The sequence below is a fragment of the Hyphomonas sp. genome (assembly GCF_018402285.1).
Classification (GTDB): Bacteria; Pseudomonadota; Alphaproteobacteria; order Caulobacterales; family Hyphomonadaceae; genus Hyphomonas.
In genome coordinates this window covers 16890-30709 of record NZ_JAGYJH010000003.1, presented here as the reverse complement: position 1 = coordinate 30709, position 13820 = coordinate 16890, and the positions used below count along the sequence as shown (strand labels likewise).

9 protein-coding genes are annotated in these 13820 nt (G+C 64.1%); 3 read left to right on the top strand and 6 right to left on the bottom strand.

What is annotated here, in order from left to right:
• The first annotated feature begins 14 nt into the window (after positions 1-14).
• Positions 15-1760, top strand: a complete 1746-nt coding sequence (locus KG722_RS02475) for a hypothetical protein (protein WP_213269169.1) — start codon at positions 15-17, stop codon at positions 1758-1760.
• 95 nt (positions 1761-1855) lie between these two features.
• Complete coding sequence (locus KG722_RS02470) at positions 1856-2680, top strand: TIGR00282 family metallophosphoesterase (protein WP_213269167.1); 825 nt, start codon at positions 1856-1858, stop codon at positions 2678-2680.
• A gap of 703 nt (positions 2681-3383) precedes the next feature.
• Here the strand turns inward: KG722_RS02470 and KG722_RS02465 are convergent.
• The 6 genes from KG722_RS02465 to KG722_RS02440 all read right to left on the bottom strand — a co-directional run bounded on the left by KG722_RS02465 (position 3384) and on the right by KG722_RS02440 (position 11550).
• The gene (locus tag KG722_RS02465; protein WP_213269165.1) at positions 3384-4226 is read right to left on the bottom strand and encodes a ribokinase; all 843 of its coding nucleotides are present in this window, start codon (positions 4224-4226) and stop codon (positions 3384-3386) included.
• The gene (locus tag KG722_RS02460) at positions 4223-5155 is read right to left on the bottom strand and encodes a nucleoside hydrolase (RefSeq protein WP_213269163.1); all 933 of its coding nucleotides are present in this window, start codon (positions 5153-5155) and stop codon (positions 4223-4225) included. Before KG722_RS02460 ends, KG722_RS02465 begins: the two co-directional genes overlap by 4 nt.
• Positions 5152-5676, bottom strand: coding sequence for a thioesterase family protein (locus KG722_RS02455; protein WP_213269161.1), 525 nt, complete (start codon positions 5674-5676; stop codon positions 5152-5154). The genes KG722_RS02460 and KG722_RS02455 overlap by 4 nt, the downstream gene beginning before the upstream one ends.
• 149 nt (positions 5677-5825) lie before the next feature.
• Complete coding sequence (locus tag KG722_RS02450) at positions 5826-8954, bottom strand: efflux RND transporter permease subunit (RefSeq protein ID WP_213269159.1); 3129 nt, start codon at positions 8952-8954, stop codon at positions 5826-5828.
• Positions 8955-8958: 4 nt separating this feature from the next.
• Positions 8959-10101, bottom strand: coding sequence for an efflux RND transporter periplasmic adaptor subunit (locus KG722_RS02445; protein WP_213269157.1), 1143 nt, complete (start codon positions 10099-10101; stop codon positions 8959-8961).
• A gap of 9 nt (positions 10102-10110) precedes the next feature.
• Positions 10111-11550 (bottom strand): efflux transporter outer membrane subunit, encoded by a 1440-nt coding sequence (locus KG722_RS02440; RefSeq protein WP_213269155.1) that lies wholly within the window; start codon positions 11548-11550, stop codon positions 10111-10113.
• Between the two features lie 139 nt (positions 11551-11689).
• Here KG722_RS02440 and KG722_RS02435 point away from each other — a divergent pair, with 139 nt between their 5' ends.
• On the top strand, positions 11690-13687 hold the full coding sequence (locus KG722_RS02435; RefSeq protein ID WP_300998188.1) for a potassium/proton antiporter: 1998 nt from the start codon (positions 11690-11692) through the stop codon (positions 13685-13687).
• Positions 13688-13820: the final 133 nt, after the last annotated feature.

Here is a 13820-nt window from a genome sequence, read left to right as displayed (position 1 = left end):
CAGAGGGACACCTAATGAAGTATTTGCTCACGGGCGTGATCGCTATAACTTTGCTTACGGCATGTGGGGAGAAAGACAAGCCGACTGGTGAGGCTGCTCTCGCGGCAGTTGAATTCGACGTATCGAAACTGTCCGATGTCTCGCTCCGCAATGGAGACGCAGACACGGCTTCCCAGGCGCTTGCCGCTCTGTCCTTGTCTGAGTCCGGTTCCGGGAGGCTGTCCTTTGATGGCCAGGACATCAACGGCGACAAAGCCGTTTTCACAAATGTGATCCTCTCCATCCCTCAGGACACCACTGCGGATGAGCCCCTCTATTCTGAGGAAGAGATCGCCGAGCTGTTCTCCTACATGGACTATGATGGCGACGGCATCGCGGACGACGGCTCCGAGATGACGCTTGAAGAGTACGGCGTCAGCATGAACGCCACCGAGCCAGCCGGCCCGCCGCCGGTGGTCAAGGCGGCAAAGCTCGAGTTTGACGGCCTCGGCATGATCGACGGCGCCGCAAACTTCTCCCTCATGCGCCTCTCCGACATTTCAGTGACCCCGGTGGAGGGTTCTGAAGACCAGACCACCGGCGCCGTCGGCACGATCGAGCTGATCAATCCCTCGCCGCAAACGGCCGCCTGGGTCGCCAGCCTCTTTGGCCAGGGCGAGCCAGCAGACTTCCCGGAAGGCACGGCGCTGTCGTTTGACCGCTGGGCGGTCAAGGACGTCAACCTCGTCATGAACGATGCCAGCGGGTCGGGCGGGTTCGATCTCGGCTCGTTCTATATTGATGGCCTGAAAGAAGAGAAGGCGGGACGGGTTGGCCTCTCCAATCTCAAATTCCAGTTCACCGAAGGCGAAACCGGCGACGTCAACATCACGCTCGACGGATTTGGCCTGGCCGGTCTCGACTATGGCCTGATCGCGGCTGCAGCTGCCAGTTCGTCCGATCCGGCCGCCATGTCAGAAGCGATGCAGGCCGATCCGGGCAATCCGGGTTTTGACGCCGCGCTCATGAAGGGCCTGAAGGCGGACATCATCGGTGCAAGCGTCGATCTGGCCGAGTTCAACTCCTATGTGGGACGTGACAATCAGGGCCGCGCCACCAAGATCACCACCGATCCTTTCAGCATGACGGTTGCGGCACGGGACAATCCCGATGGCGAACAGTTTGCCGGCGCGCTGGCAACGCTGGGCTATGAGTCGCTGACCCTCAGCGGCGCCGGCGAGCAGCTGTATGATCCGGACGCGGACATCGTGACCCTGCCGAAGGGCAAGAACTACTGGCAGCTCAATGACGGCTTCAAGCTGGACGTATCGGCCAAGTATGAAGGCTCCAAGGCGATCGCAGAGGCCTCTTCGGCGGCCCAGCTGGAAGCCAATCCGGACGCCATGATGGAAGCGATGATGAGCAAGCTGGCTTTCCATCAGCTCGAAATCGCGTTTGACGACAACGGCTTCTTCAACCGGGCGCTCAATGCCTATGCGGCCCAGTCGGGCGAAGACCCCGCCAATGTCCGGGCGCAGATTTCCGGCGTCATGGCGATGGCCCCGATGATGGCTGGCCAGACCGGCGTTGACGTGGCCGTGGTCACCGAGCTTGCCTCGGCGATCTCGAGCTTCGTGCAGGACCCCAAGACCCTGACGATCACGCTGGCCCCGCCGGCACCGGTGACCGCGCAGAGCTTTGTGGACGCTGCCTCCAACCCGTCTGATCCGGCCCTCAAGCTGGACAAGGCGAAGCTCGGCTTCTCGGCCGGTAACAATTAAGCAGATGGCCCTCAAGGGCGAGTAGAGGGGGCGCGGGAGCAATTGGCTGCCGCGCCCTTTTCATTGGGCGGCATTGAAGGCATAGGCTTGAGCCCATGAAACTGGCGTTTTTCGGAGATGTGGTCGGCAAGCCCGGCCGGGCGGCGGTGCTGGAATACCTGCCGGAGCTGCGCGCGCGGCTGAAGCTCGATTTCGTTGTCGTCAACGGCGAGAACGCGGCCGGGGGCTTTGGTCTCACCCGTCAGATCGCAGAGGAGTTTTTCGGGGCGGGCGCCGACTGCCTGACGCTGGGCGATCATGCCTGGGACCAGCGCGAGGCGCTGACCTATATCGAGCGTGAACCCCGCCTGCTGCGGCCGCTGAACTATCCGGCGAGTTCCGGCGCGCCGGGCAAGGGCGCCGAGCTCTACACCCTCCCGGACGGGCGCCGGGTGGGCGTGGTGCAGCTGCAGGGCAATGTGTTCATGCGCCAGGCGCTGGCCTGCCCGTTTGCGGCGGCCGATGCCGCCCTCGACCAGATGCCGCTCGGCACGGTGGCCGATGCCGTGATCGTGGACATGCATTGCGAGGCGACGAGCGAGAAGATGGCGATGGGGCATCATTGCGATGGCCGCGCCAGCCTCGTGGTGGGAAGCCATACGCATGTGCCGACCGCCGACACGATGATCCTGAATGGCGGCACCGCCTATCACACCGATGCGGGCATGTGCGGGGACTATGACTCGGTGATCGGCATGCAGAAGGAAATGTCCCTCTACCGGTTCACGACGCAGCTTCCCGGCGAGCGCTACCAGCCGGCGCTGGGGGAGGGGACACTGTGCGGCACTTATGTCGAGACCGATGACCGCTCGGGGCTCGCCGTGCGCGTTGAGCCGATCCGCATGGGCGGGCGCCTCAGCCCGCAGGTGCCATCCCTCTGATTGTTCGCGGCAGTTTCCGCGTCTGCAATGCGCAGCGATCGCCTTGCTCACGGGGACGTCAGGCCTTGAGTGTAGCAGAATCGTCTTTGGCCGGACTGGCCTTGGTCATCCGGGTCCGGAGCAGTACAGGTGGCTTAGCCAGTTGTCTTTCAGAAAACTGGCCTTCCCCGGAAATCGCAGCGCGATTTCAGATCCCTCGCAGGGAGCCTGCGACGCGGAGCCGCGGCGCCCGGGGATTAGGTTTAGGTTGAGGAGTGAGCGTCTTCGCCCGCCGCGCACTGCCGGCGGCGTTTCGGGCAGTGTTCGGGATGACGTCGGCGCTCCCAGGCCTTGACCGCCCCTCGGGCAATCGCAGTGCAACTGCTGATCCTCGGAGCCCCTCACTCTCGCGACCTCTGGCAAAAAGGGGCGAACCAGTCGGGATTCTCTTCCGGCTTTCGCCGGGATGACACAGGCGGGAGAGATGGGGAGCGTTGGATAAGGCGCAGCTTATCCTCGATGACCGAGGCCTCATCTCCCACAAATAGGAGAGGGGTTTTCACCGCGCCATATCACAGACCAGAAAGGTTGGGTACGACTCAGCTCTCTGCGGAAATAGAAGAGGAGGGGCCTGCGCCCGCAGGGCGTGCGAGGTGAAGGTCTGATGCGCCTGCTCGTGATTCAATGGGAAGGGCCAAAGGGGATGTAGTTCCTGTCCGGATGATTAGACCTTCAGCAAAGCCTCGACCTCTGCGCGGCGGGGGAGGCTGGGTTGGGCGCCGGGTTTGGTGCAGGCCAGCGCCGCGGCGGCAACGGCGTAGGCGAGGCCCTCTTCGGGGGATTTGCCCTTGATGAGGCTGACCGTGAGGGCGGCGCTGAAGGTGTCCCCGGCGCCGGTGGTGTCGACCACGGTAACGGGCGGGGGCGCCGCAGAGGCGATCTTTGTGCCATCCTTCCAGAGCTCTGCGCCGGCCGCGCCAAGCGAGATGGCGACATAGCGGCCGGGGTCATGGAGCGCGGCGCCATAGAAGGCGGCTTCGGTTTCGTTGACGATCAGCAGGTTTGCCCGGGCGATGAGCGCGGACGGAACTTGCATGGCGGGAGCGAGGTTCAGCGCGACAAAGCCGGTGGCGCGCTCGGCGGCGGCAAGCAGCGTGGCGGCGGGCACTTCGAGGACGCCCATCATGTGCTCTATCGTTGCGCCTTCGACATCGCCGGGATCGAGCGCCTCATTGGCGCCGGGGCAGACGATGATCTGGTTTTCGCCCTGGGCGGAGACTGCGATCAAGGCAACGCCAGTGGTTTCGCCGTTGATATACTGGGTGGCCGAGAGGTCCACCCCGCCATGGCGCAAGAGCTTCAGGGCTTCTTCGGCCATGTCGTCATTGCCGACAGCGGCGACGAGGCGAACATCCGCCCCCAGACGTCTTGCGGCGAGCGCCTGGTTGGCGCCCTTGCCGCCGGGGTGGCGGGCAAGGCGTGCGCCGGTTACGGTTTCGCCCGCCCTGGGGAGGCTTGCGCCGCTGGCGACAAAGTCGAGATTGACAGAACCAACGACGGTGATCATGGGGCGGCCTTCAGGATGTCTTCGATCTGGGCAAAGAAGGCATCGGCATCGGCCTTCGTCACCCAGCGATGGGGACCTTTCTTCGACGGCTTGACGCGCGTGCGGCCAAACTCCTTGCCGGGCCTTACATTGACTGTGACGCGCGAGGGCTGGGTCTCGAAGATTTCCGGGGCGAGCAGCCAGGCGATGGTGGAGGGATCATGCATCGGCACTTTCGTGCCGGGTCGGGCTCGGGTTTCGAGGTTGTTGGCAGCCATCAGCAGCGAGGCCATCATGGCGGCCCGGGGGCCGGGCAGGGCGGCGATGCGCGCGATGCGCTCGGACGTGGCGCGGACCTGGTGGGAGGCGTCGAGGCTGAGGATCGTGGCGGGGAGACCGGTTTCCAGCACGATCGCGGCGGCGTGGGGGTCGGCGAAGATGTTGAACTCGGCAAAGGGGGTGATGTTGCCGCCTTCAGCGTCGGCCCCGCCCATGATGACAAGCTCACGGATATGGCCAGCAATTTCCGGGGCCATGACAAGGGCGCAGGCGATGTTGGTCATCGGGCCGGTGATGACGAGGGTAATGCTTTTCTCCGGGGCGGCTTTCACCAGGCGGACGAGTTCGGGCGCGGCATGGCCGGGCTGGAGCGGGGCGGCAGGCTCGAACACGTCGATGCCGTAAATGCCGCTTTCGCCATGGAAGTCTTCGGCCGTCACCGGTGCGCGCAGCAGCGGGCGGGGGCAGCCGGCGAAGACGGGAATGTCCGGCCGGTCCATCAGCTGGCACATCATGCGGGCGTTGCGGCTGGTGAGACGCAAGGGGACGTTTCCGGCAACGGTGGTGATGGCGCGTACGTCAAAGCGCGGGGACCCGAGCGCCATCATCAGCATCACGGCGTCGTCGATGCCAGGGTCACAATCGATGATGAGAGGGAGAGGGGCGGTCACGCGGCGCGGGCTTTCAGGTCTTCCAGAAGCGCCTGGACTTGCGGGGAGAGAGGCGGGCTTTCGAGCGTGACGCCGAGGGCGTCCATCGCCATCTGCGAGGTGACGCGCAGCTTTTTCCGGCCGGTGAGGCGGGCGATCATCGTGCTTTCGGCATGGACACGGCCCTGCGAGAGGAAGGTGTGCTGGAAGACGAGGTGGGTGTCGCCCCAGCCTGTGAGGCGGGTGTGGACCTCGAATTTCTGCGGGTAACGTAGCATGCGCAAATAGGCGAATGATTCGTATTGGATGACGGGGATCCAGCCGCGCTTGCGGAACGCCTTCAGGGCGCCGGTGCGGCCCATATAGTTCATGATCGAGAGATCGGTGAACGAGGAGTAGCGCGAATTGGTCATATGGCCCATCGGGTCCTGGTCGCCGAGCCAGACGGCCGAGCGTATGATGTGCAGGTCCAGCAGGCTGGTGTGCACGCGGCTGAAGAAAGCCGGCAGGAAGATTCGAAGGAACCGGAAGAAAAGGTTCATGACAGGCGCATTCTAAGCAAGGCGGTGTTCACAAGCCCCTAATGGAAGCGCAACGCCGCCAGAGGGCGCGCCTGTCTATGCGAGCCTGTGCCGGAAAGGCAAGGCGCGGGCAGCAAAGGGCTGCTGGGCAGGGCCTGGATGGGGCCCGTTTACTCTGCCGGGAACGGCGCGGCGGCGGGATCGCGGGTTTCTTCCTTGAGGCGGCGCGTCACGTCGCCGGGTGAGCCTGTGCGCCGGGCGAGCAGCGTATAGGCTGTTGGCACAACGATCAGGGCAACGGTGACGGCGGCGAGTGAACCGAAAAGGATCACGATGCCGATGGCGATGCGGGTTTCTGCGCCCGCGCCACTGGTGACGATCAGCGGGATGGCGCCAGCCGCAGTGGTGAGGCCGGTCATCAGGATCGGGCGCAGGCGGGCGAGGGCGGCTTGCTTCAGCGCGGCGTCGAAATCCTTGCCCGCGTCGCGCAGCTGGTTAGCAAACTCTACGATCAGGATGCCGTTCTTCGCCGCGATGCCGATCAGCATGATGAGACCGATCTGAGTGTAGATGTTGAGCGTCTGCCCGAAGATCCAGAGGCCGAAGAGGCCGCCTGCCAGGGTGGCGGGCACCGACAGCATGATCACCAGCGGGTGGATCCAGCTCTCGAACTGGGCGGCGAGCACCAGGAATACAATGAGAAGGCCGATGACGAAGACAAAGGCGATGGAGGCGCCCGCCGAGCGGAACTCCAGCGACTGGCCTTTGAAGTCGATGGTCGCTTCGGTGGGCAGGACGTCTGCGGCGATGCGTTGCATGCCGCTCAGCGCCGTGCCGAGGGTGACCCCGGGGGCGAGGTCGGCATCGATGGTGATGGCGCGAACGCGGTTGTAGCGGTTGAGTGTCGGGCTGTCGGCGAAGGGCTCAAGCGTGATGACGCTGGAGAGGGGGATCAGCTCGCCGGAGCGGGCCGAACGGACATAGATGTTCTGGACATCGGTGGGCGTGTTCTGCTCCGAGCGGATGCCCTCGAGGATGACGTCATATTCCTCGCCATTGTCGATATAGGTGGTCACACGGCGGGAGCCGAGCATGGTTTCCAGCGTGGTGCCGATCTCGGCGACGGTGACGCCGACATCGGCAGCGCGCTCGTAATTGATCTGGATACGGTATTGCGGCTGGGTTTCCTTATAGTCCCAGTCGATGTCGACGATGCCAGGATTGTCCGCTTCGATGGCGGCGAGGAAGGTGTCGCGCCAGACGACAAGTTCTTCATAGGATGGGCCGCCGATCACGAACTGGACGGGTTTGCCGCCGCCGCCTGAGAGGCCCTGCCGCATCATGGCAAAGCCGCGGATGCCGGGAAGGTCGGAAAGTTTGGCGTTGATCTCGTTGATGATCTCGTCGGCCGGGCGGCGCTCGTCCCAGTCTTCCAGAACGGCGACGACGTTACCCTGATTGTAGCCGCCGCCCCAGCCGGGAGCGCGGATCAGGAGGCGGCTGATTTCGCCGGACTCCGTGTAGGGCATGAGGCGGCGCTCGATCTCGTCAAGATAGCGCTCCATGTATTCAAACGAGGCGCCTTCGGGGCCGCGGATCGACATGAAGAAGCCGCCGCGATCCTCGCGTGGGGCGTATTCGCTGTCGAGGTCCTGGAAGATGAACCAGCTGCCGACCATGATGGCGAGAGTGGCAAGGGCAATGGCGATGGGGCGGCGGACAAGGAAATCGAAGATGCGGGAATAGACGCCGCGGATCTTGTCGACGGTGGTGTCGATGCCCTGAATAAATCCGGAGAGGGGGCCGGAGCGGGACTCCGCATGGGGCTTCAGGATCTTGGACGCGAGCATCGGCGACAGGGTAAGGGCCACAAGACTCGAGAAGGCGACAGCAGCAGCGATCGTGACGGCAAATTCCGTGAACAGACGGCCTGTATTGCCCTCCATCAGGGTGATGGGAATGAACACGGCCATCAGGACCAGCGTGGTGGCGATAACGGCAAAGCCGACCTGGCGGGCGCCGTTGAAAGCGGCGACCAGCGGGGATTCGTGCTCTTCCTGCATCCGGCGGTGAATATTCTCCAGAACGACGATGGCGTCGTCCACCAGAAGGCCGATGGCCAGTACGAGCGCGAGCAGTGTCAGGAGGTTCAGCGTGAAGCCGAGCAGGTAGAGGACGATGAAGGTGGCGATGATGGAGACCGGCACCGTGACGGCCGGAATGATGGTCGTGCGGAAACTGCCGAGGAAGAGGAAGATCACGAGCGTGACGAGGACAACGGCGATGCCCAGGGTGGTCCACACTTCGCGGATGGAGGCTTCGATGAACACCGAGCTGTCGAAAGAGAGGTAGAGCTGCATTCCTTCGGGGAGCGTCGTATTGAGTTCGACCATGAGCGCCTTGGCGCCTTTGGCGACATCCACGGTGTTGGCAGTGGACTGTTTGACGATGCCGAGGCCGACCATGGGTTCGCCGTTGCCGCGGAACATCGTGCGGTCGTCGACGGTGCCGCGCTCCACGCGGGCGACATCGGCAAGGCGGACAAGATAGCCTTCGCCTTCGGCAATCACGAGACCGGCAAAATCGTCGGCCGTGCGGAAGGGGCGATCAATCCGGAGGGTGTAGCTGACGGCGCCGGACTCCAGCGTCCCGGCAGGAGCTTCGACGTTTTCGGCGCGCAGCGCGCGTTCTATGTCTCCGGCAGTAAGGCCGCGGGCGGCTAGGGCGCGGCGGTCAAGCCAGACACGCATGGCATAGTCGCGCGAGCCGCCGATCTGTATGCGGGCGACCCCGTCAATCGCAGAGAAGCGGTCAACCAGAAACCGGTTAGCGTAGTCTGTGAGTTCGGGCGTCGTCATTTCCTGGCTGGCAAAGTTCAGCCAGAGGATCACGTCATCGTCTGCGTCGGCCTTTTCGACTTCGGGCGCGTCAGCTTCCGGCGGCAGGCGGTCGGCGACGCTGGCAACCCGGTCGCGCACATCGTTTGCCGCTGCGTCGATGTCCCGGTTGACGTTGAACTCGATGGAGATGTCGGCGCGGCCATCGCGCGAGCGGGAGTTGATGAAGCGGACGCCGCCGATGCCGGCGATACGTTCCTCGATCACCTGGGTGATGCGGGTTTCGACAACCGACGCCGAAGCGCCGGGATAATTGACGCTGATCGAAACGACCGGTGGGTCGATGTCGGGAAACTCCCGGAGGGGGAGGCGGGAAAAGGCGACGAGGCCGAAGACGATCAGGAGGATCGAAAGGACTGACGCGAAGACCGGCCGCTTGACGGAAGTGTCCGAAAGAAACATCGGCCTATTCCAGGTTCACGGCGCTGCCGCCTACCGAGCCGCTGCGGGCCGCCGGCTTGGGCTGGAGCATGCTTTCATCCTTGATGACGACCGGGGCCCCTTCGCGCACGCGCAGGGCGCCTTCGGTGATCACCATCTGGCCTTCGCTCAAGCCCGCGACGATTTCGACGCGGCCATCGAGGCGCAGGCCGGGCTCGATCCTGACGCGGCGTGCGACGGTCTGGGTTCCGGACGTGGCGGCAACCCAGACGAAGGTTTCCGGGCCGCGCGGCTGGAGGGCGACTTCTGGAACCGAGAGGGCCCGGCGTGGCTCTGCCTGAAGGGCAACGGCCATGTACATGCCCGATTTGAGGATACCCGAGGGATTTTGAACATTTGCGCGTACACGGATGGAACGTGTGACGGGGTCGATCATGTTGTCGATTGAGTCAACCGTGCCGGTGAATACCTGGCCAGGAATGTCATTGGAGGCGGCCTCGATTTCAAGACCCGGGCGGAGTACGCGCAGGAAGTTTGAGGGCACAGCAAATTCGAGGCGCATGACGCTGTCATCAATCAGCGTGGCGACGACATCACCGGGGCGGACGAGCGAGCCGACGCTGACACGGCGGAAGCCGAGGACGCCATCAAAAGGCGCGACCAGTACGCGGTCGTTCTGGCGGGACTGGACGGCGCGCAACTGGGCGGCGGCGGCGTTCACATTGCGGCGGGCCATGTCGAGCTCGGACGTCGAGACGGCGCCCTGCTGGGCGAGGGGCTCGACGCGGGCGAGATCCTGATTGGCCTGGGCAAGGTCGGCTTCAGCCGACTCCACGAGGGCGAGCTGTTCGCGCTGGGCGAGGGAAAGTAGCGTCTTGCCTTGCTTCACGCGGTCACCGTCCTGAAAATAGACGGCGGTGACGCGGTCGGAGGCGGTGAGGGTGAGGTCGGCGCGTTCGTTGGGCTCAAGCGTGCCGATGGCTTCGACGCGGCTGGCAAAGGTTTGCTCACGCACGGGTTCGGCAAACACGCTGCTGGGCGGGGGACCGCCTGCGCCGCCAGGGCCACCGCCGCGCTGCTGCGTCAGGGCGGGGGCTGCGATCAGCAGCACCGCCACCAGCGCAGCGCCTGTGGTCCTGAACGGGTTCTTGCGGACGAGTTTCAGCATCGGGGTTTCCTATCCCGCCCGGAAGGCGGCGAGTTCTTCGTTGGTCCAGATGCCGCCCAGGCTTCGGTAAGCGCGGACGGCGCGCCGGGCGGTTTCTGCCCGGTTGACCGCAACGCGGTCTTCCGCGTCTAGCAGCGAGCGCTGCGCGTCGAGGACATTGAGGTAGCTGTCGAGCCCCTCCTGATATCTCAGGCGGGCAAGGTCGAGTGCCCGGCGGGCAGAGGTGAGGGCGGCGTCCAGATCAGCGGAGCGGCGGCTCTCGCTCGCCAGATTCGTCAGGGCCGTCTCGGCATCTGCCAGGGCATCAAGCACAGTGGTTTCGTAATTGGCAATGATTTGTCCGGTGCGGGCATCGGTGGCCTCGATGTTTGCATAAACCCCGCGCAGGTCGGGGCCCGCCCAGCTGATGGCGGGGCCAAAATCGAACCCGATGCTCTCGTCGCTCAGGGCAACGCCGGTATTGCGCAGGAGACCCAGGAGGTTTGCGTTGAGGGTGATACGCGGGAAGAGGTCTGCGCGGGCGGCCTCACCGATGGCGAGGGCGGCGCCGATCTGGCCTTCGGCGACGCGAATGTCGGGCCGGCGGCGGAGCAGGTCTTCGGGCGTACTGGCTGTCATGGGCGCTTCAAGCGCGGGAATGACGCCGGGCGAAGAGGCCAGCTGGGTGACAAGAGCACCGGCACTGCTGGCTGGAACGCCGGTGAGGGCCGCAAGGCGGCTTATGGCGGCTTCCCGGTCGCCTTCATAAACGGGAATGATGGCGAGGGTGGTACGGTACTGGGTCTGGGCCTGTTCGAGGTCGAGCTGGGTGGCGCGGCCATTCTCGACGAGGGTTTGGACGAGCTCGAGGCCTTCGGATTGGGACTGGGCGTTGCGGCGGGCGACCTCGAGGCGCACTTCGGCGCCGCGCAGGTCGATATAGGCAAGGGCTGTCTCCGACGCGAGGGTCACGGCGATATCGCGGCGCAACTCGCGGGCGGTGGCTGCATCAAAGCGGGCGGCCTCGATGAGGGCGGCGAGGCGACCGAAGGCATCTATCTCCCAGCTGGCGGCGAGGGTTCCGGTGGCACTGACATTGATCCGGTCAGCGGCAGTGCCTGTGGGGCGGGCGGCGGTGAGGCCGGCGCGGCTGGAGGCGGTCGGACTGGTGCCCAGAAGCGCCAGGCGCAGAAAGGCTTCGGCTTCGGCGACGGAAAAGTCTGCCCCCCGCAGGGCCGGGGATGTGGTTAGCGATGTGTTGACGAGGTCTGCCAGGACGGGATCATTGAAGCTTGTCCACCATTCGGCCGATACGGGTTCAGGGCTGGCGCCGGCGCGGAAAGCGTCTCCGGCAGGCGGCACGGCATCTGCGGCAGGCCTTTCCGGCACGGAGGCGCAGCCCGCAGCAATAAGCGCGAGTGCCGCCGCGCCCATCAGGCGCGCGTACCGGGAAAGCAGTTTCTCTGACATCTTGTACCGAAGTAGACGAAGAACATTACTGATCAAGGCAACAGCCTGCAGTTGGCAGTTAACCTGCCGCGCGCTTCCTTAAACGATTGAAGCCTCAGATTCCGTCTGAGCTGCGCTCACGTTTTCGTGATGTTTTTGCATGCCTGCATGGCAATCAGGCTTGGCGGGGCTGGAAATACCGAATTGCTACTGGCCTGCCCATGTCTCAGACCCTAGCTTCAGAGCGATCTGTCACAAATCATTTTTTGCCCGCCGCGACAAAGACGAGGAGGTCGGGACCCTGTTTGAATCTGTCAACATTGCAATCCTGATCGGATCTGCGCTCGTGACGCTCGCGGCCCTGACGAGCCTGGTCTCGCAGCGCTTCGGCGCGCCCTTGCTACTCGTCTTTCTCGGGATTGGACTTCTGGCAGGCGAAGACGGCCTGCTCGGCATCGAGTTTGACAGCGGATCGGTGGCTTACTTCATCGGCTCCCTTGCCCTCGCCATCATCCTTTTTGACAGCGGCTTCGAGACGCCTTTGCGCAGTTACCGCGTGGCGGCGGCGCCCGCGCTCAGTCTGGCGACGTTTGGTGTTCTGCTGACCGCAGGGCTGACGGGGGTTGCGGCCCACTTCCTGTTCGGGGCCGGGTGGCTGGAGGCGTTCCTGCTTGGCTCGATCGTGGCGTCCACGGACGCGGCTGCTGTGTTCTTCCTGCTGCGGGCAGGGGGGATAAGGCTGAGGGAGAAGGTCGGCTCGACGCTGGAAATCGAATCCGGGGCGAACGACCCGATGGCGATCTTCCTTACCATCCTGCTGATCGAACTGATTGCGGCCGATGCCGGCACAAGTGCTCTCTTCGGATTTGAAGTGCTGCTCACCTTTATCCAGCAGATGGGCCTTGGCCTTCTGTTTGGCGTAATCGGCGGCTTCGGGGTTTCCTGGCTGCTCAACAAGCTCGTGAACCTCGATCCGGGCCTTTACCCGATCACGGGTCTTGCCGCGGCGCTGGTCGTCTTCTCTGTGTGCGCCCTCCTGGGAGGCAGCGGGTTCCTGGCTGCCTATGTGGCCGGGGTGGTGGCAGGCAACCAGAAGGTCCGGTTTGCCCAGAGGCTGCGCCGGTTTCAGGTCGGCATGACCTGGCTCGCCCAGATCGGGATGTTCCTAGCGCTCGGCCTCCTGGCGACGCCTTCGGAGTTTCCGGACATTCTCTTGCCGGCGCTGGTCCTGTCGGGTGTGCTGATCTTCGTCGCCCGGCCGCTGGCCGTCTGGCTGTGCCTGCTGCCGTTCGATTTCCGCTCGCGGGAAACCCTGTTTACCGGCTGGGTTGGCTTACGGGGGGCCGTATCGATCCTGCTGGCGATCCTGCCGGGACTTGCAGGCATCGAGAATGGCAGTTTCTATTTCAACGTCGTGTTTGTGATGGTGCTGGCGTCGCTGCTGGTTCAGGGCTGGACGATCCAGCCGGCAGCCAAGCTCCTGAAGATGAGCCTGCCCTCCGAGCAGGGGCTGGTGGACCGGGTAGAGCTTGAACTGCGCGGCGCGGCAGAGATGGAACTCGTCGGCTACAAGATCCATCCCGACAGCGCGATTGCCAGGGGCGAGCGCGTCCCGCGCTGGGCGCGGCCGGTCATGGTGATCCGCGACGGGCTTTCCTATTCAGTCCATACGATCGGCCCGCTTCAGGCCGATGACCAGGTTTACCTTTTTGCCGCCGCGCGGCGGGTGCGCCTGCTTGACCAGATTTATGCCAGCCCCTGGGAAGAGATGACGGCGGACTCCGATATCCAGTTCCGGCTCAAGGGCGCGACGAAGATGTCCGACCTCGTGCGCCAGTACGGGCTGGAGGACATTGACGCGGCCGAAGGCCAGACGGCCGGCCAGTATCTGGACCGGGCGTTTGATGGCAATCCGGTCGTTGGCGACCGGGTGTCTGCCGGCGATGTGGATATCGTGGTTTGCGCGCTCGACGATGCCGGCGGGGTCGGCACGGTCGGTATCGTGATCGGCGAGGAGGACCCCGGCTTTGGCGTCCTGATGGCCGATCTGATACGCCGGGCAGGGGCGCGCGCCGGCAGGCTCGTGGGTAAGCGCCGGGCGGTTGCCAGCGGATTTTCCGAATCAACGCCCGGCAAGGATATCAGTGACCAGTCCTGAGGGCGCGCTGTCAGGAAAGTGTCATTCCAGCGTCATTATTCCTGCAGTAACTAAAAATAAAAATACATAAAAATGTATCTTAGTGGCGATCCTGCAACGCTCCGGATACGATCAAAGCGTTGCAACAATAAGT